This window comes from Mesorhizobium sp. M0615 (assembly GCF_040320805.1).
Lineage (GTDB): Bacteria > Pseudomonadota > Alphaproteobacteria > Rhizobiales > Rhizobiaceae > Mesorhizobium.
Map to the genome: position 1 here is coordinate 39,599 of NZ_JAMYQI010000020.1, position 24,269 is coordinate 63,867.

The 24,269-nt window shown below is 61.1% G+C and carries 20 protein-coding genes and 2 pseudogenes; 18 read left to right on the forward strand and 4 right to left on the reverse strand.

Annotated features, from left to right (window positions below; genetic code table 11):
- Window positions 1-62: 62 nt before the first annotated feature.
- The 4 genes from NKI46_RS27500 (at window position 63) to NKI46_RS27515 (ending at window position 4,850) form a co-directional block, all read left to right on the forward strand.
- On the forward strand, window positions 63-830 hold the full coding sequence (locus tag NKI46_RS27500; RefSeq protein WP_352748974.1) for a CBS domain-containing protein: 768 nt from the start codon (window positions 63-65) through the stop codon (window positions 828-830).
- A gap of 100 nt (window positions 831-930) precedes the next feature.
- Entirely contained in the window at window positions 931-1,047 is a 117-nt protein-coding gene (gene ccoS, locus NKI46_RS27505) for a cbb3-type cytochrome oxidase assembly protein CcoS (protein ID WP_373420163.1), read from the forward strand.
- Window positions 1,048-1,464: 417 nt separating this feature from the next.
- A complete protein-coding gene (ubiM, locus tag NKI46_RS27510) occupies window positions 1,465-2,646 on the forward strand; it encodes a 5-demethoxyubiquinol-8 5-hydroxylase UbiM (protein ID WP_352748977.1) in 1,182 nt (393 codons plus the stop codon).
- Between the two features lie 293 nt (window positions 2,647-2,939).
- Complete coding sequence (locus NKI46_RS27515) at window positions 2,940-4,850, forward strand: putative bifunctional diguanylate cyclase/phosphodiesterase (RefSeq protein WP_352748980.1); 1,911 nt, start codon at window positions 2,940-2,942, stop codon at window positions 4,848-4,850.
- Window positions 4,851-4,944: 94 nt separating this feature from the next.
- On the opposite strand, the gene NKI46_RS27520 is transcribed toward NKI46_RS27515, so the two are convergent.
- Window positions 4,945-5,226: a DNA -binding domain-containing protein gene (locus tag NKI46_RS27520; protein ID WP_081731646.1), complete on the reverse strand. Its 282-nt coding sequence runs from the start codon at window positions 5,224-5,226 to the stop codon at window positions 4,945-4,947.
- 104 nt (window positions 5,227-5,330) lie between these two features.
- On the opposite strand from NKI46_RS27520, the gene NKI46_RS27525 reads away from it, so the two are divergent.
- The 12 genes and pseudogenes from NKI46_RS27525 to NKI46_RS27580 form a co-directional block, all read left to right on the forward strand.
- Entirely contained in the window at window positions 5,331-5,564 is a 234-nt protein-coding gene (locus NKI46_RS27525; protein WP_023708050.1) for a helix-turn-helix domain-containing protein, read from the forward strand.
- A gap of 539 nt (window positions 5,565-6,103) precedes the next feature.
- Complete coding sequence (locus NKI46_RS27530; protein ID WP_023697813.1) at window positions 6,104-7,066, forward strand: ArdC family protein; 963 nt, start codon at window positions 6,104-6,106, stop codon at window positions 7,064-7,066.
- A 247-nt stretch (window positions 7,067-7,313) separates the two neighbouring features.
- Window positions 7,314-7,680 (forward strand): annotated as a pseudogene (locus tag NKI46_RS27535) (DUF2958 domain-containing protein).
- A gap of 195 nt (window positions 7,681-7,875) precedes the next feature.
- A complete protein-coding gene (locus NKI46_RS27540) occupies window positions 7,876-8,145 on the forward strand; it encodes a ParB/RepB/Spo0J family partition protein (protein ID WP_502896844.1) in 270 nt (89 codons plus the stop codon).
- On the forward strand, window positions 8,088-8,420 hold the full coding sequence (locus NKI46_RS27545) for a hypothetical protein (protein WP_352748984.1): 333 nt from the start codon (window positions 8,088-8,090) through the stop codon (window positions 8,418-8,420). The genes NKI46_RS27540 and NKI46_RS27545 overlap by 58 nt, the downstream gene beginning before the upstream one ends.
- Window positions 8,421-8,802: 382 nt before the next feature.
- Complete coding sequence (locus tag NKI46_RS27550; RefSeq protein WP_352748986.1) at window positions 8,803-10,023, forward strand: hypothetical protein; 1,221 nt, start codon at window positions 8,803-8,805, stop codon at window positions 10,021-10,023.
- Window positions 10,020-10,343: a DUF736 domain-containing protein gene (locus NKI46_RS27555; protein ID WP_023672372.1), complete on the forward strand. Its 324-nt coding sequence runs from the start codon at window positions 10,020-10,022 to the stop codon at window positions 10,341-10,343. Before NKI46_RS27550 ends, NKI46_RS27555 begins: the two co-directional genes overlap by 4 nt.
- Window positions 10,344-10,514: 171 nt before the next feature.
- On the forward strand, window positions 10,515-10,784 hold the full coding sequence (locus NKI46_RS27560; protein ID WP_023672373.1) for a helix-turn-helix transcriptional regulator: 270 nt from the start codon (window positions 10,515-10,517) through the stop codon (window positions 10,782-10,784).
- Window positions 10,781-11,329 carry a S26 family signal peptidase gene (locus tag NKI46_RS27565; RefSeq protein WP_023711845.1) on the forward strand — a complete coding sequence of 183 codons (549 nt, stop codon included), beginning with the start codon at window positions 10,781-10,783 and terminating at the stop codon, window positions 11,327-11,329. The genes NKI46_RS27560 and NKI46_RS27565 overlap by 4 nt, the downstream gene beginning before the upstream one ends.
- A gap of 17 nt (window positions 11,330-11,346) precedes the next feature.
- Window positions 11,347-12,003, forward strand: coding sequence for a lytic transglycosylase domain-containing protein (locus NKI46_RS27570; protein ID WP_348531817.1), 657 nt, complete (start codon window positions 11,347-11,349; stop codon window positions 12,001-12,003).
- Between the two features lie 186 nt (window positions 12,004-12,189).
- Window positions 12,190-14,157 (forward strand): relaxase/mobilization nuclease RlxS, encoded by a 1,968-nt coding sequence (gene rlxS / locus NKI46_RS27575; RefSeq protein ID WP_352590770.1) that lies wholly within the window; start codon window positions 12,190-12,192, stop codon window positions 14,155-14,157.
- Between the two features lie 1,289 nt (window positions 14,158-15,446).
- Window positions 15,447-15,840: pseudogene (locus tag NKI46_RS27580) on the forward strand (nodulation factor fucose acetyltransferase NolL); the annotation flags it as partial.
- Between the two features lie 405 nt (window positions 15,841-16,245).
- Here NKI46_RS27580 and NKI46_RS27585 read toward each other — a convergent pair.
- The gene (locus NKI46_RS27585) at window positions 16,246-17,892 is read right to left on the reverse strand and encodes an MFS transporter (RefSeq protein WP_352748989.1); all 1,647 of its coding nucleotides are present in this window, start codon (window positions 17,890-17,892) and stop codon (window positions 16,246-16,248) included.
- A 548-nt stretch (window positions 17,893-18,440) separates the two neighbouring features.
- Complete coding sequence (locus NKI46_RS27590; RefSeq protein ID WP_352748992.1) at window positions 18,441-19,586, reverse strand: trans-sulfuration enzyme family protein; 1,146 nt, start codon at window positions 19,584-19,586, stop codon at window positions 18,441-18,443.
- Window positions 19,587-19,674: 88 nt separating this feature from the next.
- Between NKI46_RS27590 and NKI46_RS27595 the strand changes: the two genes are divergently transcribed.
- Window positions 19,675-20,319: a helix-turn-helix domain-containing protein gene (locus NKI46_RS27595; RefSeq protein ID WP_023709150.1), complete on the forward strand. Its 645-nt coding sequence runs from the start codon at window positions 19,675-19,677 to the stop codon at window positions 20,317-20,319.
- A 49-nt stretch (window positions 20,320-20,368) separates the two neighbouring features.
- On the forward strand, window positions 20,369-21,007 hold the full coding sequence (locus NKI46_RS27600; protein ID WP_023672382.1) for an FMN-binding negative transcriptional regulator: 639 nt from the start codon (window positions 20,369-20,371) through the stop codon (window positions 21,005-21,007).
- Between the two features lie 644 nt (window positions 21,008-21,651).
- Here NKI46_RS27600 and NKI46_RS27605 read toward each other — a convergent pair.
- The gene (locus NKI46_RS27605; RefSeq protein ID WP_023708043.1) at window positions 21,652-23,715 is read right to left on the reverse strand and encodes a carbamoyltransferase family protein; all 2,064 of its coding nucleotides are present in this window, start codon (window positions 23,713-23,715) and stop codon (window positions 21,652-21,654) included.
- Between the last annotated feature and the right edge of the window lie 554 nt (window positions 23,716-24,269).

Consider the following 24,269-nt stretch of genomic DNA (forward strand, 5'->3'; position numbering starts at 1 on the left):
GATCAAAGCGCCGCGCGTCGGGATGCCCCATCGTCGGCCGACGTAAGATCAGGAGGGTGAGGATGCGAGCCGAAGCCATCATGACGAAGCCAGTCATCAGGACGGATGCGAACGCGACGATCGCCGAAGCGGCCGAGCTCATGATTTCAAACAAAGTCAGCTCCCTCCCGGTAACGGACAGCGACGGTGCCCTGGTTGGCATTGTAAGCAAAAGCGACTTCTTGCGCCGAGAGGAACTTGGGACCCAGCGTGTGCGTCCGCGCTGGCTGGAGTTTGATCTTGGCCCGGGCACAGTCGCCGAAGACTATGCGCGCTCGAACGGACGGATCATCCATCAGGTGATGACCACACCCGTCATCTCGGCGCCTCCTGGCGCCTCGATTGCAGATATTGTCGACTTGATGATGCAACATCGCATCAACAATGTTCCGATTGTCGATCGGGAAAGGGTCGTCGGCATCATCACGCGAACCGATTTGCTGCTTATCCTGATCCGCGCCATGCCGAAACAGGGCACCACGCCACCCGATGACGACCTGATCCGCAACGCGATACTTGCCGAACTGCAGTCACAAACCTGGAGCGGTGGTGACTTGATCGATGTGAGGGTCAGCGACGGCCTTGTCGAACTGAAGGGGGCGATTGTCGACGAGCGTCAGCGGAAGGCAGCGATCGTTGCGGCTGAGAAGGTTGCCGGCGTCGGGCAAGTCAAGGACGGCCTCCTCCTCAGTACGGATCCGTTCGGTGACGGTTTCGAAGCTGCGAAAAAAGCGGGGACGCCAAGCAGAGTCCCTTTGGTTCTGCTCCCTTCCCACATCGTTTGGACATGAGGCCGTCGGCGAGTTGCTTCGGCGATAGCGCCCGTCATGGTTGGCGAGCACGCTGTCGGCAGCGAAGACGCCCGTCCTGAGGGAATGCGATGGCCGCTCCCTGTTTTGGTGGGGCTTGGACCGGGGCTTCCTGTGGATCTTGAAGAGCGGCCAATACGAAGATCTCGACGGCTCCGCCCAGCGGATCCTTATCGATCGGGAAGAGCCGCGAGGCTGAACGGGTTGGCGGCGTCAACGACTGTGCGGATGCTGGTCGTCATCGACCGAATCTTTAGCTGGCGATCGCCCGCGTTGTGACGATATCGCCGCGCGTGCGAAGAACGGATCAGCCGGCAATACGTTGACGAACTTTTGGCCAGGAGGGGCACCGCGATTGGGAAGCCGACCATTCAGAATGACTGGACATGCAACGTTTTCGCGGCAATCGACCACTCGACCCTGAACCCGCCGTTGCCGGGTTTGTCGAGCCTGGTTGATCCAGATCAGCGTTATCTCTTCATCGGCATGGTTTCATTGACCAAGCTTCCAACGGAGAACGCATGTCTATCGACGCTGGGGAGATGTGCAAACCGTGGGTGAATGCGATGCTTCAAGAGCGCTTCGTATCGCAGATAGACGCTATGGCGGCACGCTGATGGCCGGCTCTGTCGACACATTCGACATCATTGTCGTCGGAGCTGGGCCGGTCGGACTTGCCTTCGCAGCATCGCTCGCCCGGAGCCGACTCAAGGTGGCAGTGGTTGAACGGCAATCGCTCGACAGCCTGGCGAATCCGGCTTTCGACGGTCGCGAGATCGCGCTGACCCACGCATCAGTGAGAATCCTTCGCGAGCTCGGCGCCTGGGATGCCATCCCCGCATCGGACAAATCACCGCTTCATGGCGCGCGCGTGCTCAACGGATCGAGCCCTTTCGCCCTGTGCTTCGATACTCCCAGCGGATCTGGGGAACCACTCGGATTTCTGGTCCCAAATTGTCGGATCCGCGATGCCCTGTTCAAAATTGTCTACTTCCAGGATCATGCCCGGCTGCTGTGCGGCAACTCGGTCGTCAATGCAACAACCAGCGACGACGAGGCGGTCATAGCGCTTTCTGATGGCAGGCAATTGGCCGCTCGGCTGCTCGTCGCAGCGGATTCGCGTTTGTCCGCGATGCGCGACCTGCTCGGCATTGGCGCCAACATCCATCCGCTTGGCCACTCCATGCTGATTTGCCGAGTGAGGCACGAGCGCTTCAATCACCAGATCGCGGTCGAATGGTTCGACCACCATCAGACCATAGCGATGTTGCCGCTCATGGAAGGCGTGTCGTCGCTGCTTCTGACTTTGCGCTCAATCGAGGCCGATAGACTGTCTGTACTCGATGACGAATTGTTCCTCATGGAATTGATGAACCGGTGTCGAGGACGCCTCGGGCAGATGACCCTGGCAAGCACCCGCCATGCCTATCCGCTGGTCACGACCTGGGCGCACAAGTTCTCGGCACCGAGTGCGGCACTGATAGGAGACGCTGCCATCGGCATGCACCCGGTGACCGCGCATGGCTTCAACATAGGCCTAAGCGGCCAGAATCAACTCGCTCATAAAATACTGACAGCATGTCGCGCCCGCCGCGACATTGCCGATCCCGACATGCTCGGCAGATACGAAAACCGGCTGCGGCTGTCGGCGGCGCCGCTCTATCATGCCACCAACATGCTTGTCGGTCTTTACTCAAGCGAGCACCCGGCGGCACGGCTTGCAAGACATGCTGGGCTCCGCTTTGCCCAACATCTTCCCTTTGTCCGCCATGGCATTTCGGCCATGCTCAGGCGGTGAATCGCACAGAGCGCTACCGCTCTGGAGCGCTGTCTCGGCACGGCTTCTTTGTCTTGCTGGCTCCCGGCGTCGCGGGCAAGGCTGCTTCCTGGTGACGTTTCCGATCATGGCATGATTCGGATCAAGGCACGCGCGCGGGCGAAACCTTGATGATTCGGCAATGCTAAGCCAAAGGTGTGACCCGAAGCATGGTGAGCGCACTGGGTACCCTCGCTGGGTGGTTAACCCGTCCTTCAGTGGGCTTGCATAGGTTTGGTCCTCGCGAACAATGACGGAAGCAAACTGGTCCATTCATGGCACCCCTAAAGAAAGAAGAATCGCTGGAGGCCAAAATCCGTCAGGATCAGCTTGCTGACCTGAGGGCCGGGCTCTTCGTGTCGATGCCGATAAGCGCGATCCTGTCAGGCCTGATTTGCGGGGTGCAGGCCCTTTCTGGCGGCGGCTTTGCCGCTGCAAGCTGGTTCCTGGTCGTCAATGCGCTAAATGCCGCCCGGCTTGCACTCGCGCGTTTTCAGCTAAAGGAAACGGGGCGCCATCAGGATTTGCTCGACGTTTTGCCGCGCCTTCGCATGTTTGGCGTCCTTGCCCTTCTGGCAGGGTTTGCCTGGTCCTTCCCGGCCGTGCTGACTGTTGGATACACAACACCACAAGCACCGATGCATCTGGTCATACTGGCGGGCATTTCAGCTGGTGCGGTTACATATGGCAGTTCGTATGCCGCTGCGGCGACCAGCTTCATCACACCTCCACTCCTCATCACGGTGGCGTGCCTTTTGGCGAAAGGCAATTTTGAACGGTACATTCTGGCTTTTACCGTTCTGCTCTTCATGGGCGGCTTGGTCCGCGCTTCGTTTGTTGGGCAGGCGCGCTTCCGCGAAGCAAGCCGCCTGAGACATGAGGCAGAGCGACTTGCGTCGGAAATGGAGCGCAACTCCAGGGAGGACCATCTGACCGCCCTTCTCAACAGGCGGGGCCTTGAACACGCAATCGGTCGGTTCAAGACCGCGGATGGCCCCTTCGTGGCAATGCTGATTGATCTGGACGGCTTCAAATCTGTCAACGACACCTACGGTCACAGGACCGGTGATGAACTGCTTGTCATGATCGCCCGCCGCATAGAGCAGGAAGCACCGGAAGGCTCAACGCTCGCTCGTATCGGCGGCGATGAATTCGTGCTGGTTTTTCCCTCAACGAGAGCTTCGCTTTCTGCCAGTGATCTCGCCTCCAATATCATAGCCAAAATTGCTCGCCCCTATATCGAGGTCGCGTCCGTGCGCGTCGGGGCATCGATAGGGATATACTTGGCGCAGACGCCGAGCCTGACTGAAATGCTGTTGCGGGCGGATATCGCCCTGTATACGGCCAAGCGCCATGGCAGGAACGAATTTTGCCTGTTCGATGCCGAACTCGACAGGGAACTGCAACGTCGCCAGTCCATCGAACGGGATCTTCATTCGGCGATAAAGACGGGAAGATTGCAACCTTGGTTCCAGCCGATCGTGAAACTCGAAACCGAGACCGTGGTCGGTTTTGAAGCCTTGCTGAGATGGTCCCATCCGACGCATGGTGCCATCTCCCCACCCGAAATCATCACAGCCGCACGCGAAACCGGAATGCTTCAGCTGCTGACGCAAACCGTATTCGCCGACTGTTGTGCTTTTATCGACGGCTTGGTGAAAGCTGACCGTCGTAACATTCGTGTGGCGATGAATGTTTCCCCGCGCGAACTGGAAGCCGGCGATATCGACGACATGGTTCTGGATGGTCTGGCGGCAAGAGGCCTGCCTGCGACGATGTTCGAAATCGAGATTACCGAAGAATCGCCGGTGGACCCGGACAGAGTGGATGAAAAGCTCGGACGGCTTTCGCATGCCGGTATTTCCATCGCGCTCGACGACTTCGGCACCGGCTTTTCTACCTTGGCATCTCTCAAGGACCGTCGGATACGCAAGGTGAAAATAGACCAAGGCTTCATTCGCGGCTTGGCCAAGTCCCGAGAGGACCGACTGCTTGTCAAATCCGTCATCGAACTCGGTGACATGCTCGGGATCGAGGTCATGGCCGAGGGCGTCGAAACAGAGGCGGATCGGCAAACCCTGCACAAGCTTGGTTGCCGAACCGCTCAAGGCTTCCTCTTCTCCAAGGCTGTGCCTTTGATGCAAGCACTGGAAATGGCAGTCAAACAGTACGCGAACCAGTTGTGACCGCTCCCGCAGCGCCCGCTGTCGCGGCCGTGCGCTGCCGAATTTGGCTACAGAGACTTGCCTACTCGAAACACGTGGCATTGGGCGCTGTGCATCAGCCGGCGAACAGTTCCTTGTAGCCGGTCGTCACCATCCAGTTCGCACGGTCGATATGGCTGCGAAGAGCTTTGCGGGCGCGGACCGGGTCAATGGACGGGTCGATGCCGAGGATGCGCTCGGCCATCTCCTTTTCGCTGGCATTCTCGGCGCAGGCATCCAGGATCCGCAGGTAGATCGTGAAATGCTCCCTGTCGTAGCTCGTGAGGTTCTCCGACCAGGGGACTTCATCACTCAAACTTGAGCTTCGAGTCTCATCTGTTCCCATTGGTCCATTCATGCCTGCGAACCTCGCCTGTGAGCGCAGGCAGTATATCCCAAAATGGGATAATCCGAAACCGGGATTAGTCGCTGATCCGGTCTTTACCCGACCGGTTCGCCTCCATGCCCAAATCCCTTCGATCGCCCCGCCACCAGCGGTTCCTGGCCCGGCTGGTTTTGCTGCGCAAGGCCAAAGGCCTGACCCAGAAGCAGCTGGCTGACAAGCTTGGTCGTCCCCAATCCTTCGTGGCCAAGTACGAGGGCGCAGAGCGGCGTCTCGATGTCATCGAGTTTCTCGACATAACTGCGGCCCTTGACGCTGATCCGTGCGAGATTCTCTCCAGCCTCCGGTCCTAGCGGGCGCGCCGCATCTATCATGATCACGGACAGGAATATTGAGTGGGACAATGCCTCAATTTGTTGAAAGGCGAGCGCTGGTTTTCGGAGGAAGCCGCGTGCACGGCGCCGATGCCTTTTGGTTCTCGACGTAACTGCGGCGCCTGACCATGTGCGAAAAAACTTGGCGGGCGCCCGCGCGCCTGACGACGCGCACCAGGTGCTCGTGAACCGAGCCCGCTTTTCTTCGGCAAGCTCAGGCGGTCTCGGCCATTCGGCTTCGCCCCTTGGCGTGGGCAGCCCTTCGGGCTGTGACGGCCGCCGCCCTTGCGGGCGGCGCGGTTTGTCTGTTGGCCTTTCCCGGTGGCGCGGGGCGGGCGGCACTCCCTTCTAGACCCGCTGCGGCAGCCCGCAACCCTTCGCGTGCCGCTCAGGGTCCTCCTCTTCGTTCCGGTCCTTCGGATGCGGTCCGCCTACGACGGCGGGCCTTTCCGGTCGCGACTCGCCGCCCACCCCGCTTCCGGGGAAAGGCGCGGCGATTGGCGAGCGGAGGATAACACATGCGTGCAAACAGCAAGCGTACCACCAGCGGAGAGGCTGGCGCAGGCAAGGGCAGGCGCCCAGGCGCAAGCCTCTATCAGGAGATCACCGACCGCATCATTGCCGAGCTGGAGCGCGGCACCGTGCCATGGGTCAAGCCATGGGGCAGCGCAAAAGCAGGCCTCGGCCTGCCGAGGAATGCGTCCACGGGGCGCACCTATTCCGGCATCAATATCCTCATCCTGTGGGGCGCCGTCATCGAGCGCAGCTATCCCAGCCAGAATTGGCTGACCTTCCGGCAGGCGCTTGCCCTGGGCGGCAATGTCAGGAAGGGCGAGCGCGGCACGACGATCGTGCATGCCGACCGCTTTGTCCCAAAGAACGAGAAGGAGCGCGCACGCCACGAGGGCGATGCACCACAGGCCGTGCCTTTTCTGAAGCGCTTTACCGTCTTCAATGTCGCGCAATGCGACAATCTTCCGGAACACCTCCATGCCCCTGCCGAGCCGCTGCCACAGTGCGAGATCGTGCCGCAGGCCGAGACGCTCATTCTCGCCAGCGGTGCGGATTTCAGGGTCGGCGGCGATCGCGCTTTCTACATGCCGTGCAGCGACCACATTCAGGTGCCGCCGCAGCCAGCGTTCCATCAGCAGATCGACTATTACCGGACCTGCTTTCACGAGCTAGGCCACTGGACCGGCCACCCGACGCGGCTTGCTCGCGACCTCTCCGGCTCGTTCGGCTCCAAGGCCTACGCGCGTGAAGAATTGGTCGCCGAAATCACTGCCGCCTTCGTCTGCAGCAATCTCGGCATCGAGCCGACCGTGCGTCACGCCGATTACATCGGCTCATGGCTGAAGGTGCTGCGCGAGGACAACCGCGCTATATTCCGTGCCGCCAGCCTAGCTTCAAAGGCCGCTGATTTCCTGTTTGGCCTTCCGGCCGATGCGGAAGGCGAGGCGCAAGAAGGGATTGCGGCATGACGATGCGCGATCCTCAACTGACCGCGACCGAGCCGACGCTGCAAAGGAGCAGACGCTCATTCCCGGCGTCCAGCCGATCACCACGCGGGCAAACCCTCCTGATGGACGCGCCGATGTGTCCGCGCGCGGCGCAAAGCTGCTCGAGGTCGGTCTCTAATGGGGAGGCGGATCAGAGGAAGGTCCGGTGAACCTTTCTCCCGCCGGACGCAAGAAGTCAACGCGACCCGTTCTGACAAGGAGTCTTTCCATGATCCTGATCACCAATCCACTGCGCGCACGACTGCTCGCCCATGGCGCCGCCGCGACCTCGCTTCTGAGCGAACTCGACGCCGATGGCGACACGCTGTTCGGTCTTTGCGATCTCGGCTTCGGCTTCCCCGAACTTGGCAGCGTCAGTCTGGCCGAGCTTGCATCCGTAAAAGGGCCGCTTGGCCTCGGCATAGAGCGCGACCTGCATTTCCAGGCGCGCTTTCCGATCTCCGTCCATGCCGAAGCCGCCCGCACTTTGCGGCCACGTCACCGAGGCCGAGCGACTGCTGCGGCAGGCAGCAGACGCCCTATCAAAGCCCCATTCCGAGCTTCCGCCCGACACGGCGGAACAGCAGCGCCGATAGGCGCAAAAACCGTCCCGCCGCGTCGGCCTTCGGCCTCCGCGGCGGGGACAACCTTAACCAAAGCGAAAGGAGAGTAACCATGCAGCTTGCCCACATTCCCTTGGATCAGCTCAACATTCCGCTCAACATGCGCCATGGAAAACCGCGCCCGACATATCCGACATCCTGCCCTGCGTGCGTGCGCGCGGCGTGCTGGTGCCACTCCTTGTAGGGCCGAACGGCCAGCCGGAAACCTTCGAGATCGTCGCCGGCAGGCGGCGCTATTTCGCCGCGAAATCGCTTGCCGACGAGCGCGGTGAAGGCGATCCCTTGCCCTGCGCCATCATGGAGGACGGTGACGACGCCGATGCGCTGGAAGCTTCGCTGATCGAAAACCTCGCCCGCCTCGATCCTGACGAAGTATGGCAATGCGAGACGTTTCGCGGCTTGTCAGGCAAGGCCGCACCGTTCTCGACACCGCTGTGACCTTCGGCATCACTGATCTCAAGGTCAAACGCATTCTGGCGCTTGGCGACCTCTTGCCCAAAATCCGCGAAGCCTATCGGCGCGAGGAGATCGACACCGAGCCGGTGCGCCATCTCACCATGTCTTCCAAGGCGCAGCAGAAGGACTGGCTGGCACTCTGTGCCGATCCCGATCAATACGCGCCGCGTGGCTATCAATTGAAGCAATGGCTGTTCGGCGGCCAGTCGATTCCACCAAGGTGGCACTGTTTGCCATCGAGGAGTATCCCGGCCTGATCACCTCGGACCTGTTCGGCGAGGACAGCTATTTCGCCGATGCCGACCTGTTCTGGCAAAAGCAGAACGAAGCGATTGCCACCAAACGCGACACCTATCTCAACGAGGGCTGGAGCGAGGTTGTGCGCTGGAACCGGGCCAGTATTTCCACGCATGGGACCACGAGAAGACCCCGAAGAAGAAGGGCGGCAAGATCGTCATCACTGTCTCGCATCGCGGCGAGGTCGAGTGTCACGAGGGCTGGCTGTCACGCAAGGAAGCCCGCCGCGCCCGCGAGGGCGGCGAGCAAGAAGAAACAGCCGCCAAGCTGCCGCGCCCCGAAGTCACCGGCCCGATGCACAACTATATCGATCTGCATCGCCATGCCGCCGTGCGCGCGGCCATGCTCGACCATCCCGCCGTGGCGCTGCGCCTCGTGGTGGCGCACGCCATCACCGGTTCGGGCCTGTGGCAGGTGCGGCCTGAGCCGCAGCGCGCAGCCAACGAGACGGTAACTGCCAGCCTTGCCGGCTGCAAGGCTGACGCCGCATTCGGCAAAAAGCGGCGCGAGGTATTGGCCCTGCTCGGATCACCGGATGAGGATAGCTTGGTCGCCGGCGGCAATGGCGACGCCGTTGCTATCGCCGGCGTGTTCGCGCGCCTCTTGGCGCTCTGCGACGACGATGTCATGCGCGTTCTCACCCTTGTCATGGCCGAGACGCTTGCAGCCGGCAGCGCCGTCGTCGAGGCGCTCGGCAACCACCTGAACGTCGACATGGGCATATGGTGGCAACCGGACGATGCCTTCTTCGACCTCTTGCGCGACAAGGAAATCGCCAATTCGATGCTGGCCGACGTCGGCGGCAAGCTGGTCGCGGACGGCAATGTCGCCGAGAAGGTCAAGACGCAAAAGAACATCATCCGCGACTTCCTGGCGGGCGAGAATGGCCGCCCCTGGGTCGAGACCTGGCTGCCGCGCTGGATGAAATTCCCGGCCGAAAGCTACACCAGCCGCAGCGGCTCCGCACCGCCGATCAGTGGACACAAGTGCAGCCGCTGTTCGTGCGCGAATAGTCGATCAGGGCCCGAGCGGCGGTTCTCTCGATTACCGCCGCTCAGGTCGCGCGCGCCGCTACGGGCCACGCCGGCTGCCGATTGGGCGTCTTGTCGAGCCAGTGCCGCGCGCGAGAAATTCCGACGCCAGTTCGCCCCATTTCGGCAGCCCCGCACCGCGCCGGGTTGCTTGCTGAGGCGCCAAAGGCCCATGGGGCCAATTGTCCGATCCGGTTGCCGACAGAGCCCGCGCAGCCGGCGCTCTGCATTGCGGCCGGCTTCTTGTGTCACCGATCGCGCCACCTGTCTCCATTGTGTCTCGGGGACCATTCCCTGCGGCTGGCTTGTCGACCTATGGGCGGATCAGGCCCGCCCGAAACCCTCGCCGGCAGCTTTTTTCCCCGCCGCCTGCGGCGGCTTCCTCGCGCCGCTTCGCTTCAAAAAAGCTGCCCGCGCGGGTCCTCCGCTATCGCTGCGGCCGTCCCGGTTCCGGCGGTCCGGACGCGCCCATCACGGTCCGCCATCGCAGGGGAATGGTCCCTTGCGAGCACCAAGAGGAGACTGGAAATGACCGCGATCGGATACGTCACCAAACAGGAAAACGGCGGCTACAAGGGCCAGCTCAAGACGCTCAGCGTCCGCGCCGACATCGATATCGTGCCCAATCAGGCAAAGAGCGCCGACACCCATCCCGACTTCCGGGTGCTGACGCAAGGGGTCGAAGTGGGTGCGGGCTGGATCCGCACCGGCGAGACCTCCGGCAAGGACTATGTGAGCCTGTCGATTGCCGCCCCCGAGTTTGGCCCCCGCAAGCTCTACGCCAATCTCGGCCGCGCCGCCGGCCAGGATGACGACGACACTTACGCCATCATCTGGAACCCGGTCGACTAACCGGCCGATCCGGAAAGCCCCGCGCCGCCACCGGCGCGGGGTCCTCTCTCAGGACCCGTGAGGCCGCCGAAGGGGGCGGCGAAAACTCGCCTCCCACTCTTCGCCCGTCCCCAAAACGATCTCGCTCGCCGATCCTCGCCTTCGCTTGTCCGTAGCGAAACGAGGATCATCATGGACGACGAAAACGAACGCGCAGCCCGCGCCAAGAAGGGCAGTCCGTTTCTCAATACCGCGCAAGCCGCCTTCTATATCGGGCTGTCCCAGCGCACGCTGGAGAAGATGCGCCTCAAAGGCGGCGGCCCGCAATTCCGCAAGCACGGCCGCTATGTCCGCTATCACATCGACGAACTCGACGATTGGTCGAAGGGGCACGCGCAGGAGACCGGGCCCGAGGACGGCGGGCACGATTCCGGCTCGGCCGGCGAGGGAGGCCGCTCATGAGCCGGCGTCCCACCATCCATCTGATCGGCAGCCATCTGCGGCGCATTCGGGCGCGCAAGACGATCGCCATGGCCACGATGGGCCTTGCCCTGATCGGCTTCGCCGCCTTCGGCAAACCATCGCCCTGGCTGGTCTGGAACGCCTCGGCGAGTGCGCCGGTCGGCCTCTATCGCGTCGCGTCCGGATCGCCGGCTCTTGGTGATCTCGTACTCGTCCGCCCGCCAAAACCGGTCGTCGATCTGGCCGCCGAACGCTTCTATCTGCCCAGCAACGTGCCGCTGGTCAAGCACCTTGCCGCGCTGGCTGGCGAGCACGTCTGCGCCTTCGGCGACGCCATCATCATCGGCGGCGAGATTGTCGCGCGCCGGCTTGCAACCGACACGCAGCACCGTCCGCTGCCTTCGTGGAATGCCTGCCGAAAGCTCGCCGCTGCCGAGGTTTTCCTACTCGGCAGCGACAAAAATCGCTCGTTCGACAGCCGCTATTTCGGGCCGGTGCCGACCGAAAATATCATCGGGAGGCTCGTGCCGCTATGGACCGAGTGACCCTCCTGATGCTGGGCATGGTGTCTCTCGCACCATGCTCCTGTTCCGCGGCGACCAACACGAAGCCGGTCGTCATCTCCCATAGTCCGCAGCTTGCAAGATGGCAGCCCTTCGTAGCCGAAGCAAGCCGGCGTTTCAGCATTCCACAGACTTGGATTTATGCCGTCATGGATGCCGAAAGCCGGGGGCAGACAAGGCTCAATGGACGGCCGGTCACGTCGAGCGCCGGTGCCATTGGCCTGATGCAGGTGATGCCAGGCACCTACGAGGAGTTGCGCGCAGAGCTTGGCCTGGGAGCCGCCCCGCACGACCCTCGCGACAACATTCTGGCAGGCACTGCCTATCTGCGCGCCATGTATGACCGCTTCGGATTTCCAGGCCTGTTTGCAGCCTATAACGCCGGGCCGGAGCGCTACGAACAGCATTTGCAGCGTGGGCGGCCACTGCCCAGCGAGACGGTTTCGTATCTGGAAGAGGTCAAGGCGGCGGGCATTTCGGCCGCCGATATGGACGCGCTCACCGACAAATCCCGTTCCAAAAGCGCGCCGGGAATCCCTTCCGGGCAGTCGCTGTTTTTCCTCCGAAACGGTGTTTCCGTGACCGGCCCGAATGGCCACCTCCTGGTGCCGCTCGGATCGGAGCGAGCAAGGTCAGGCCGGCCGGATCGCAGGTGAGGGCAGCGGCTACCGCGGTTCGGGCGGGGGGCAGGGAGGCAGGTCCGCGGAAGGCAAGATAAAGGCATCGCCTCCTGAGGCGGCGAAGTGTTTGTCTGCACATCGTTTTCCCGGGAGGTTGCCTGCGGGTCCAGGAGGGTCTGGCGCGCAAGCCTCTGATTTTGCTGCTGGTTCATCGGAGGCCGCATGCAGGATGACGAATTCACGCCGAGGCTCGGCAAAATTGGCTCGCGCGGCTCGAAGGCGGGCAAACGCTACGCTGGCCAGGTCCAGGCCGCGGTCAACCGAGCAGGCGGCAGGAGCGGACGCGGCAGCCGCTTCATCGGAAGCCGGGTGGGGCGCGGCGGGGCTGCTGCCGCCGTTCTTAGAGCACGCGACCGCCACGCGGCGTTTCGGCAGCGGCGCGCAGTCGTCAAGGCACGCATCGTCAAGCTGGCCGGCAAGGGAGTCGACGGAGCTCGTGCGCACCTCCGCTACCTCCAGCGCGACGGCGTCACCCGGGAAGGCGAGCGTGGCGAGCTCTACGCTGCCGACAAAGACCACGCGGACGGCAGGGCCTTTCTCGATCGCGCGAACGGTGACCGTCATCAGTTCCGCTTCATCGTCGCCCCTGAAGACGGTATCGAGTATGATGACCTGAAGCTGCTCACCCGGCGCCTCATGGCGCAAATGGAAGAAGACCTCGGCACCAGGCTAGACTGGGTGGCCGTCGACCATTTCAACACCGGCCATCCTCACACCCACATCATCGTGCGCGGCAGGGACGATCACGGCGAAAACCTCGTCATCGCGCGGGACTACATCTCCTCTGGCCTGCGCGAGCGCGCAGCCGAACTGGTTAGCCTCGACCTTGGCCCGCGCACCGACCGCGAGATCGAGCAGCGCTTGCGCCAGGAGATGGAGCAGGAACGCTTCACCAGCATCGACCGGCAGCTGATGCGCATGCGCGACGAGGGGCATGTCTCACCAGCCAGCCGAGACACCTTTCGCCAGACGCTGCACCAGGGCCGCCTGCGCAAGCTCGAGCGGATGGGCCTCGCCGAGGAGATGCCTTCGGGTCGCTGGCGCCTGGAGGATGAGCTCGAAGCCACGCTACGCCGCATCGGCGAGCGCGGCGACATTGTCAAGACCATCCATCGCGAGCTGACCGGCAAGGGGCTCGTCCGCAGTGCCGCCGACTATCTTATCCACGATCGATCCGACGGGTCGGCCCAAACCGTGGTCGGACGTGTCGTCGGGCGCGGGCTGGCCGACGAAATCACTGACCGCCATTACCTCGTCGTCGACGGCGTGGACGGCAAAAGCCACTATTTTGATATCGGCAAAGGCGAGGCCACCCAACCGACACCAGAAGGCTGCATAGTGCGGATCAGGCCGAGGGACACCGGGCCAAGAAAAGTCGACCGCACAATTGCCGGCATCGCCACGGTCAACGACGGGCGCTACAGCATCGATATCCATCTCAAGCATGACCCCTCGGCCACCGAACGCTTTGCCGAAACGCACGTGCGGCGACTGGAGGCGATCCGCCGTGCGACCGGTGGCGTCGAGCGCGAGCCGGACGGCACATGGACAGTCGCGCCCGACCATCTCAACCGCGTCGCGGATTACGAGCGTCAACGAGCGAGGGCCCAGCCTGTTGTCGTCGACAAGCTCTCATCAATGCCGCTGGAGAGCCAAGTAGGCTTTGACGGCGCCACCTGGATCGACCAGGAGCTGGTATCAGCCCACCCTGAGTCCTTGCGCGACTCTGGCTTCGGTCGAGAAGTACGTCAGGTCCAGGCCCGCCGACAGCAGTGGCTGATCGCGCAAGGTCTTGCCCATGATGCGCAGGATCGGGTCATCTATCGCGCCAACATGCTTTCAATGCTGCGCCAACGAGAGCTGAACCGTGTTGCCAGTCAGCTCTCGGACGAACTCGGGCTCTCGTATTCTGAAGCGCAGCATGGCAATCGAATAGACGGTACGCTGCGCCGCTGCGTCGAGCTCGCCGGCGGAAAATACGCTGTCATCGAGAAATCGCGCGAGTTCACGCTGGTGCCCTGGCGGCCGGTGCTTGAGCATCATATCGGCAAGGAGGTGTCTGGCGTGGTGCGCGCCGAGGGGATTTCCTGGACGATCGGACGGCAGAGGAGCGGGCCTGGCGTTTCGTGAACTGGCTACAATTTATTTGTTCACTTTGAAACAGGTACTCAGCCCAGACGGAGTTCCTCCGCCTGCTGCTTGCTCGCAGCATTCATTTGGCGGAGAGTCAGTGTTCTGCATTTTGTAGTTCGCTCTGTCAAAAAGCGCTGGGAATATGCATCATGTTCTGCGTTGACACGGAAGCCGGGCCGACAGGTGCCGCCCTGTGGTTGCGGATCGGCTCCCGATGGCTGCCAGCTAGAAAGGTGGGCTGACTCGTGATAGCGCAAGGGGCTATGGCGGCCGCGGTACGGCGAAGCGAGCTCTGGCATCGAGGATGAAGCCGCACTTCCCGATCTTATTCTACTCGCAGGACCGGCAGACGCGGCGGTCGCCCCTGCGGGTGCTGTTGGCCCTGGCGTGAACTGGCAGTCCGTCCCGCGGGGACTTTGTAACGGAGAAAAGTCGCTGCGATGGCCCGGGTGACGATGCGGTCAGCGACCATGCCAGACGAGATCGGCAGCTTTCTGCCGCGGCACGGCGCCAGAGCCATCAGGCCGCCGCGACATCGGGTCTGGCGCACCTTCGGATGTTGGCTGGCCGCGGTTTACTTCGAGCAGCGCCGGGTGGGTCATGCGGTGCCGCTACTGGGCACCGAGGCAGCTTTGGGCATGAGACCCGTTCAATCGCGCCGGCCACGTCGGTCATCGCGACATCTGGAGTCGAGGCCAGGTCAGACCGGGAAAAAAACCTGCTCGTCGCGCGGGAGCCCCGGGTTGCGCCGTCGATCCTTCCGCCCAACTCAGCGCCGCGCGACCAGCAATAGCCCCTTGCCCCGAAACTGACGCCAAGCCGACGGACCCGCTCTGCGCATACCGATGCCGTCCGCGCCGTCGTCGGCGGAAACCAGCGAGCCGTGGAGCTCACACAATCTGAGCCGCTGGTGACGATGTGCATCGCCTACTTCCATCCGCACTCCTATCGACGAACTCGCCCGCTGCCCGCGGTGATGCGAACCCGTGGATGAATATTTCGCCGAAGCCGCAGTGGGGGCTCAGCCTCGACGATTTTTTTGCCTTGCCCCGGCGGGCGGCGCAACCGAGCATCGAGACAAAAAACGGGAAAGGGAGGGCACCAGCCCGTTAGAGCCGTGGCCATGATGATGTGGGGACGATCTCCTGGAAGAAATGTGGAGATCGACGCTCTCCTGACGCGCTCATCGAAGATTTTAGGCCGCGCCGACGTGGCTGCTTGAGCGATAACACTCACTCCGGAGGCCCCAGTGCGGCTCCTTGGCCAAGCTGCTCGGCACGCCGTGAGTGTGCTTTCTTGTTTGGGGAAGGGAGACTTACGTCTACAACAATCTCGTTTCGATCACGATGGAGAGTCGGCGAGACAAGTGTTGCTGATGTTCATTGGCTCCGTAGCAACTTCTGCAGTCACAATGCAGCTTATGTTCCTATGCTGGAGAGTTGGCCATTCAACTCGCGTAGCTCGCTTTGTTGCGGTGGAGCTTGGTCAGAGCACACTGCTGCTTTACCTGCTTCAGGGCGCCGTGTTTCGCTTCATGAATCTAATAGGGTTCGGAGAGCTTTGGGATCTCCCGAGCAGAATCGGGTTCGCCACTTTGCTTGGTGCCGCGATCGTTGTCTCCGCTTGACAATTCGCAGGATTGCGCGTGACCACGGATGGTTGTCGCGCGACTACGCTTAATATGTGACGACGCTTGCGCCTTGTAGGCAATTGTTGCGGCCGCCCACGGCCGACATGAACGTGCTTGGCCGCACGTTTCTAAGTGAGGCGGAAAGAGGCGCGCGACCCCTCTCCCCAGCAACCCGCCTTGCGGATTCCTCCTCTGCCCGCTTCGCAGACGAGGATACCCTCCGCCCCCTTGCTATTCGTTGCCCGCCGCTATGCAAAGGATGGGCGACCTGAATCCGTGCTCAAGCCGATCTGGCGGCAGAGGGGGCGGGCTGAACATGGGACCCGTGATTGACATAATTGCCGCGCGAATTCTCATGCTCGCCTAACCGGCCGGAACGATTTGCAATCCGGGCAGGCTCGACAAATCAAGGAGTAGCTCGTTCCGTGTCCAAGCCCAGACAAGTCTTGGTTATCTCACGGGCGCGATACAAAAGGCACAGGCTGGACTTGGCTGCCGGGGGCGGGGCTTGTCGACCGCTCGATTGAAAGTGAGATGCGAGGCGGAGAATCACCCATGTGCAGAGCGGCAAGGCGCTCGCCTACCTCCCTGTCATTCACCGTCAGCCGATGGTTTAGACGAAGATAGTCCGTCCATGTCGGCGTGCGGAATGTCTCGGTCCAAAGCGTCGACTTCTGAAGGTCGCGCTGGAGGGTCCAGTCCCGCGCACCGGCGCGGCTCTGAACGCGCCGCCTTTCGCGCATGCAGCTCAGAAATTCATCGATACTCTCCTCGGGTATCGAGTACTCCACCTTGATCACGATCGGACCGCTCCTGGGTTTCAAAGGGAGGGCCAGTTCTGGTGGCCTGAAGTCGACGGCCGCTTGATCCGATTCCTCCCATAGCCGCACTGGCAATAGCTTTCCCACAGCCGCGACCAGCAACAGTGCCGCTGCAGCACCTTCCAAAGCCCACGTCAGCGAATAGTACTGCGCGACAGCACCCCAGATCCAGCTGCCCGCTGCCATGCCGCCGTAGGTCAGGGCGTAATAGATGGACAGGGTCCGACCAACGACCCACCTTGGGCTTGCCAACTGCACACACACGTCGGTTCCGGTCCAGGTGACAACCCAGCCAGCGCCACCGATTGCAAGCGCGATCGCCGCCACAGCCACCGACGATGTGAGGGCCATCAAAAGGCAACACGTTGCGCAAGCAACGGATGCGAGCGTGATCAATCGGTTCTGGGACGTAATGCGTCTCAAGTAGCTGCTGCCAATGCCGGCTATGAAGGCGCCTGTGCCGAAGCCAGCCAATAGCACCCCGTAAACAATTGGCCCTCCCGCCAGCTGGTCGCGAACCAGGAGGGGGAGCAGAGCAAGGATCGAGATGCTTGACAGCCCGAATAGGGTTGCACGCACAATCGCCACTCTGATCTCTGAGGATATTGCCGTGAATCGCATGCCATCATGAATGGCCGTAGTCATCCGCTCGCGCGGAAGAGGCGAAAAGCGAACTTGCCACTTTGAGCGCAGAACAGCGCTCAACGGGACCAAGTCACTCAGCGCAGCGAGGGCGAAAGCCGTAAGGGGGCCTAGCAAAGCTAAGATTACACCGCCCAGCGCCGGTCCTATGCTCCGAACCACGTTGTAGCCCACCGACATCAGCGTCACTGCGGCGGGTATGTCGCGCTTTTCCAGGATATCGCCTACCGACGCGTGCCATGCTGGATCGTTCAAGGCAAAGCCGCATCCGGCCAAGAAACTCAGTCCCAGGATCAGCCATGGACTAACAAAGCCCAGTCCCACAGCGAGTGCCAGCGCCGTGGATGCCAGTGCGATAAGGCAGTGTCCGGCAAGCATCACGCCGCGGCGGCTGAAGCTGTCTGCAATGGCTCCAGCAAGGATCGACAAGAAGAACGCGGGCAGTGTCGATGCAGCCTGTACGAGCGCAACCATTAGATGGGAGGCTGAAATCGTCGCCATGAGCCAGCTTATAGCCACGCTCTGCACCAGCCAGCCAAGGCTGGATATCTGCGTGGCTGTCCAGATAGAACGAAAGACCGGGTTGTGAAGAGGGATCAGTGTGTTTGCCGCAAAGCGCGGAGGATCTTGACGCCGCATCACTTCTCTCCTCCACTGGGTGTCGTTCGTCCGCTCATTTGCTTACAGCGGTGCGCTCTGTGCACAGACTGCGTCACAACGAAGTTCCGAAATCGCGCTCGCAACAAGGACAATGTGACATCCATGGTGCTGATGCGCCTTGAGGTACCAACCTGGCCGTTAGCTGATGGGTCCCGCAGCCAGCTGGGTGCGGTCAGTTCTGCCCTGCGACTCTTGGCTTTGGACGGTGCTAGCGCCCCGATGGCCGGCTTGTCAAACTGCCGTAGTGCCAGCACATCCATCCCATCTGTTGACCGCGATCTCCGACGAGGTCGAGCAGCAGTAGGTCAACGGCAAATCTGGGTATTTCCGCTATCCGGTCGAGCGCGTGGCCATCGTCCGGAAACCCGAAGACGTTCATCACCCAGGCGACCACCACGCCCGAGACAATGCGACACGGCGGTAGGGGTTCACCAGAGGACGTGCGTTCTACTCAGCAGGAACATTGTTCTGCCGATCGTCGGCTGCGCCAGCCGTCACGTAAAGCGGCGCCAGAGTTCTTGCACCCGTCATTGGACTCCCGCTTTGCAGGTTTCGCCTAGGGCCTGCATCAGGTCATCTATAATGTCCTGAGGATGTTCAAGCCCTACAGAAATTCGCAGCAATCCGCCTGGCGCTTTGGACTTCGCACCTTCAACGGATGCGCGATGCTCTATCAGAGAATGCGTCCCGCCAAGGCTTGTCGCCCGGACAACAATCTTCAGGCGGCCGGCCACGGCCATTGCAGCATCGGCTCCGCCCTCGACGATAAAGGATAGCATCGCTCCGTAATGGCTCATTTGCCGCGTAGCAAGATCGTGTCCCGGATCAGTTTGCAAACCAGGAAAGAGCACTTTTTCGACGCGCGGATGAGACGCCAGGGCCTCGGCCACTTTCTGGGCGCCTTCGCAATGGGCGCGCATGCGGACCGGCAATGTCTGCAGGCCCCGCAACGCCAGCCAACAGTCGAAGGGCGCTGCGACGCTGCCCTTGTGTTTCTGGACCATCCGCAATGGGCGACCGAGGGGTGACGCGTTTGGGACAATGACGACACCGGCCATCAAATCCGAGTGGCCGCCAATGTACTTTGTCGCCGAGTGCATCACCGCGTCTGCCCCGATTTCGAGTGGCAGTTGAAGCACTGGGGTGGCCCACGTATTGTCCACCACCGCCAAGGCGTCTGCCTCGTGCGCGATTGCGCAGATGGCCGCAATGTCGACAACGCGGATCATCGGGTTTGACGGCGTCTCGACCCAGACGAGGCCAGTCCGCTTCGATGCCACCGCGGCGCGCAAAGCGTCCAAATCGCGCATGTCGACGGGGGCAAAGTCGAAGCGAGACCCAATGTCGGTCTCTTCGATCAGCGAACGAATGCCGAAATACATGTCATCCGGCAGAACGATCCGACCCGCCGACGGATGGCTCTCGAAAACTGCAGCGATTGCGGCCATGCCCGAAGCGAAGGCGATGCCGTCTCCCCCTCCCTCAAGCGTCGCCATGGCCGCCTCGAACGCATTGCGTGTCGGATTTCCATCCCTTGTGTATTCGAAGCCGGACGGAAATGACCCGTTGGCGCCTCGTTCGAACGTCGTGCTGGTGTGCAGCGGCATGGATACGGCCCCCGTGGACGCGTCGACACCTCGGCCGCAGTGGATCGCCTTCGTCTCAAAACGCATCGGTTATTCCTTCCTAACGGGCAGTTGCAATTTCGTGCCGGTCATTATACTGACCGCAATACGTGAGCCGAGGACCCAAGTCAATATAATGACCAATGTTACGGAAGCGTTTGATGCCGAGCAAGCGCTTGGGCAAGCGATAGCAGCCCGGATCCGAGACTTGAGGCGTGACCAAAGCCTGACCCTGGATCGCCTGGCTAAACTAAGTGGCCTATCGAAGGGAACCGTGGTCGCGCTGGAGCAGGGTAGGGCGAACCCCAGTATCGGCATACTGTGTCGGCTGGCGGCGGCGTTTTCGCTCTCGGTGGCCGATTTGTTGAACGAGCACCCTTCCACGGTGCGCCTTCCCATCGAGCGGACAGAGACCAGGAGGCTTTGGACGAGCGCCAAGGGAAGCTCTGCGCAACTGCATTCGTCGACCTCGGGACGCACGATGTTCGAACTGTGGAGCTGGGTCATGATGCCGGGCGATGTGTTTTCCGCGGACGCTCATAGTCCGGATACGCGCGAGCTGATCTCGGTCAGTCAGGGTGCCCTGAGCGTTGTGGTAGGTACCCACGTGGAAATTTTAAGCGAAGGCGAGAGTGCGCGGCTTGTCACTGACCAACCTCACTCATATGCGGCGGCATCTGATGTGCCCGCCCACTTCACGATGGCGGTGCTTGAGCGTGGTGGACACCGAAATCCGGGGCACTCGTCGACGGCAGCGAAGATTCAGGGGCACGTTCCGTAAGGCCCCGCCGATTACTAACAACCGCACATTCGCGACAGGAGATAAACCGTTGTACGTTCCGCCTCATTTTGCCGTCCCTGATCAGAACGCCCTGTTTGACCTTATCGAGAGACACCCGCTGGGTATCCTCGTCACCCAAAGCAAAGGCACGCTGGACGCGAACCACCTCCCTTTCGAGCTTGACCGCTCGAAGGGAGACAAGGGCGTTCTCAATTGCCATGTCGCTCGCAAGAACCCAGTCTGGGAGGAAGTCGCCAATGGCGATGAGGTTCTCGTAATCTTCCGTGAGGCCGACGCTTACATCTCGCCGAACTGGTATCCGAGCAAGCATGAATTCCACAAGCAGGTGCCGACCTGGAACTATCTCGTCGTCCATGCCCACGGACGCATCACTGTCCGGGATGATGAGCGGTATGTGCGCCGCAACGTGGCGAAGCTCACTCACATGCAAGAAGCCTCGCAGCCGGTCCCATGGAAGATGGGCGACGCGCCGAAGGACTTCATCGACACGATGGTCAGGGCAATCGTCGCCTTGGAGATCGAGATCACCGGCCTGGTTGGAAAATCAAAACTCAGCCAGAACAAAGAGTTGCGCGACATTCAGAACCCTGGCGAAATGCTGCGTGCCCAAGGGGCCATTGCGATGGGAGAAGCGATGCTCGCGGCTGCGGCGGTCAAATCCCAATAGCATGTGTCTTGTCCCGACAAAGCCGCTGGTGCCGGCTTCCCGACGGGTCACCTAGTCCGCCTTGACGCACGGCAATAGCGTTTGACGGCCTGAAGCGACGCTGTGGTCACCCTTGTGATGCTTTTCCACGCGCCTGGTCAGGCGACAGGATTGCTCCGTCGTGAGGACAGGCGGGAGTTTGCAGGTTGCGGTGGGCGGGTTCGTTTCCGGCGCCTGCGCCCCGTCGTATGTCGCGAGTTGAGGAATGCGATCGAGGGCGATGTGCAGGATGCGCTGCGGGAACGTCGTCGGCTGGCACAGACGGACTTCCGATTTCACCTCGACCACCCGCGCAGCGGTTTTTAATGAGGCGCAAACGCACGCGTGTCGAATTGGGCGATTTCCCTTGGGCGCCGAGCTCGACCATGCGCGATGATGCGCTCGACGCAGCTCCAGCTGGCGGCGCCTTCAACGAACTCCTTGAACCTGCAGACCTTGCCCGAAAGCACTTGCTCTTACGGGAGATGATTGGCTTTGTCGCCGAAGCGACTGATGGAGATGTTGGTGGGCGCCGCCGCGTAGGCGACGACCCCGTAATCACAGCGGGAGCTCGCAGGCGGGGTCGACAAACACCCTTGATTGGCCGAGCTTGAGGTGCATCTCTATCAGGCTGATTGCTTATTGGGCTGGTCCAGCGTTTGATCGGACCCATGATCCATCCGACCAGCTTGTGAGGGATGCAACCGAACCAGGCGCTGCTCCCACAGTCTTCGCAGGCCCTCCATTAGAGCTGCATGCCTGGCCTGATCCGGCTCAATCATATTGAGGTGATCTCGCAACACGGCTTCGCCCTCGATCCGCATCAGTAGATTAAACAAGTCGTTTGAAATTCGCACACTGTCAATGCTGGAGTGGTTCGGAATAATCTCGCAGACAGTCTCCTGATGATCTCGCGCTGTGTAAGCACGGGTTTGATGGAGGGAGACTGAGGGAGGCAATGAAATCGCAAGCGCAGTCCAATCCTGCAGCGTTGCAGCCCGTTTTTTTACCAGGAAGGGCCCGACCACAAGTCCATCCAGCTCTGTCGTCAAAAATGTGGCAATCGCGTCTGCAACGGTATCCACGATCGGTTCAGCATTGTTGTTAAAGGACGTATTGAGCAGAATTGGAGTGCCTGTCCGCTTCTTGAAGGCATTGATGACCTCCCAGTAAGCTGGGTTGGCATCGCGCGATACTGTTTGCAGCCGAGCCGTACCGTCGACGTGCGTAATGGCACCCAACAAGGCGCGCTTTGAGTCACGCACGCGAACGACGAAATTCATGAATGGAAATTCGTGCTTACCGTCCGGGAGGTCGAAAAATTCGCTCGCATCCTCTTCCAGCACAGATGGTGCGAAAGGCCTATAGCCTTCGCGCTTCTTGACCATGGCATTGATCCGGTCCTTGTTTGCAGCGGGCCGAGGGTCGGCAAGAATGCTGCGGTTGCCCAGCGCACGTGGCCCAAACTCCGAACGACCCTGCACCCAGCCGATCACGGCGCCGTTGGTGATCCAGTGGGCTGCACTGCTCGCTACGTCATAAGAGCGTTCAACCTCGAGATGTCCGGACCATGCATTCAGTTCCTGTTCCACGGCGCGGTCGCTCCCGAGATCAGGACCCCAATAGACCTCCTGCAGTCGCTCACGCGGCGCGGGGCGGCCCATCTCGTTAGAGACTATCAGCGCAGCTCCCAATGCGCAGCCAGCGTCGTGAGACGCGGGTTGCACGAAGATGTCTTCGAAAAGCCCTGAATACAGCAGCTTGCCGTTCATCGTGCAGTTGTGGGCTACCCCTCCCGCCAGACACAACCGCTTCATGCCGGTGGCCTCACGGTGGTGCCGGAGAATGTGGAACACGATCCGCTCAAGCGCTTCCTGCAGTGACGCACTCACATCTCGATGCTGCTGGGTGAAAGGCATTCCCTTTCGCCTGATCTCGATGTTGCGGAGCAACGCCGGACCGATGCGGTCGAGGTGAACACGGTAGCCACCGTTGGCGGAGAGCTCGTACAACTGCTCGAAGAGCTCGCGATAGGGAGCGGGGTCGCCATAGGGCGCGAGTCCCATTACCTTATACTCGTCGAACATGCCGTAGCCGAGACAGCGGATCGTCTCGAGATAAAACAGCCCAAGAGAATTGTCCTCCGGGAAAGCCTCGATTTGCGTAATTTCTGTGCCAGACCCTACCGCCACAAGGCCCGACAGGAAATCACCACAGCCATCAATCGCTAGAATGAGACTTTGTTCGAAGCCCGACATTGCAAAGGCGCTCACGGCGTGCGCCTGATGATGCCCTACGAATGAAATACGCGAACTGTCCAACTTAGTGCCGAACTCACGCGCTAACAGGTTCTGCACCAACATTTTAGCATCCAACGGAGTGGAGAGAATGTCCGGTTGGGAAGCGGACATACCTTCAAGCATGGCGTTGGCATAGGGCTCGCTGGCGTAGACCGCGACACGATCAATGTCGCTGAGCTGAACCCCGGCCGTCGAGAGACAGTATTGAATCGAACCACTTGGCAGCTTGTTCGAGTGCTTGATTCGATTGAGGCGTTCCTCTTCTACGGCGGCTATCACCTTTCCGTCTCGGACGAGCACCGCGGCGCCATCGTGCATAAAGGCGTTCGGACGCTCGAATCGGTTTTCATGGACTTGGTCAAGTCCGCCGCTGATTCCTAGACACAGCATTTCTTTCTCCAAATAGTAACGGGAAGCCAAATTGGCTTACCTCGACTGTTCCAACTAAATAGGCCGTGTTGTCGCCTGCAGCTGCGACCGCCCGTCAGGCATCAGCGGCATCGAAGAAAGCCCCATAAACGATCAATGAGATGCTTCGACTGTGACGCCTACAGTGCCATCACGCCGAGAGCTTGGCTGGATCATCCAATCCTGAGCGGCTGCTGACATGTATCCGGCGATGTTGTTTTCATCGGCAGAACCAACTTGCGATGCCGCCTGTTCTTGGGAAGGGCGGCCGTCGACGAATAACAGTACCGCCCCCGTGAACTGGCCCGATTTCATTCTCCGAAGCGACCATGGTCGCACCGCGCGACATTGTCGGCCAGTTGCAACTCACTTTCTCGGCACGACCTCCACTGCACGTCAGGGCGCATCGAAGATTTTCTCCTTTGGATTATACCTAAGGCAGCTTTCGTCACGCGTTAGAGCAGCGTGTGATTGGTGCGTGAGGCTCTTTTTTGTCCATGCACGATTCCGGAAGAGTGATGAAATCGATTGTTTTG

Coding starts and splice junctions, on each gene's coding strand:
- NKI46_RS27500 (WP_352748974.1), top strand. CDS start 63: ATGCGAGCCGAAGCCATCATGACGAAGCCAGTCATCAGGACGGATGCG.
- ubiM (WP_352748977.1), top strand. CDS start 1,465: ATGGCCGGCTCTGTCGACACATTCGACATCATTGTCGTCGGAGCTGGG.
- NKI46_RS27515 (WP_352748980.1), top strand. CDS start 2,940: ATGGCACCCCTAAAGAAAGAAGAATCGCTGGAGGCCAAAATCCGTCAG.
- NKI46_RS27520 (WP_081731646.1), bottom strand. CDS start 5,226: ATGAATGGACCAATGGGAACAGATGAGACTCGAAGCTCAAGTTTGAGT.
- NKI46_RS27525 (WP_023708050.1), top strand. CDS start 5,331: ATGCCCAAATCCCTTCGATCGCCCCGCCACCAGCGGTTCCTGGCCCGG.
- NKI46_RS27530 (WP_023697813.1), top strand. CDS start 6,104: ATGCGTGCAAACAGCAAGCGTACCACCAGCGGAGAGGCTGGCGCAGGC.
- NKI46_RS27545 (WP_352748984.1), top strand. CDS start 8,088: ATGCGAGACGTTTCGCGGCTTGTCAGGCAAGGCCGCACCGTTCTCGAC.
- NKI46_RS27550 (WP_352748986.1), top strand. CDS start 8,803: ATGCTCGACCATCCCGCCGTGGCGCTGCGCCTCGTGGTGGCGCACGCC.
- NKI46_RS27555 (WP_023672372.1), top strand. CDS start 10,020: ATGACCGCGATCGGATACGTCACCAAACAGGAAAACGGCGGCTACAAG.
- NKI46_RS27560 (WP_023672373.1), top strand. CDS start 10,515: ATGGACGACGAAAACGAACGCGCAGCCCGCGCCAAGAAGGGCAGTCCG.
- NKI46_RS27565 (WP_023711845.1), top strand. CDS start 10,781: ATGAGCCGGCGTCCCACCATCCATCTGATCGGCAGCCATCTGCGGCGC.
- NKI46_RS27570 (WP_348531817.1), top strand. CDS start 11,347: ATGGTGTCTCTCGCACCATGCTCCTGTTCCGCGGCGACCAACACGAAG.
- rlxS (WP_352590770.1), top strand. CDS start 12,190: ATGCAGGATGACGAATTCACGCCGAGGCTCGGCAAAATTGGCTCGCGC.
- NKI46_RS27585 (WP_352748989.1), bottom strand. CDS start 17,892: ATGCGGCGTCAAGATCCTCCGCGCTTTGCGGCAAACACACTGATCCCT.
- NKI46_RS27590 (WP_352748992.1), bottom strand. CDS start 19,586: ATGCGTTTTGAGACGAAGGCGATCCACTGCGGCCGAGGTGTCGACGCG.
- NKI46_RS27595 (WP_023709150.1), top strand. CDS start 19,675: ATGACCAATGTTACGGAAGCGTTTGATGCCGAGCAAGCGCTTGGGCAA.
- NKI46_RS27605 (WP_023708043.1), bottom strand. CDS start 23,715: ATGCTGTGTCTAGGAATCAGCGGCGGACTTGACCAAGTCCATGAAAAC.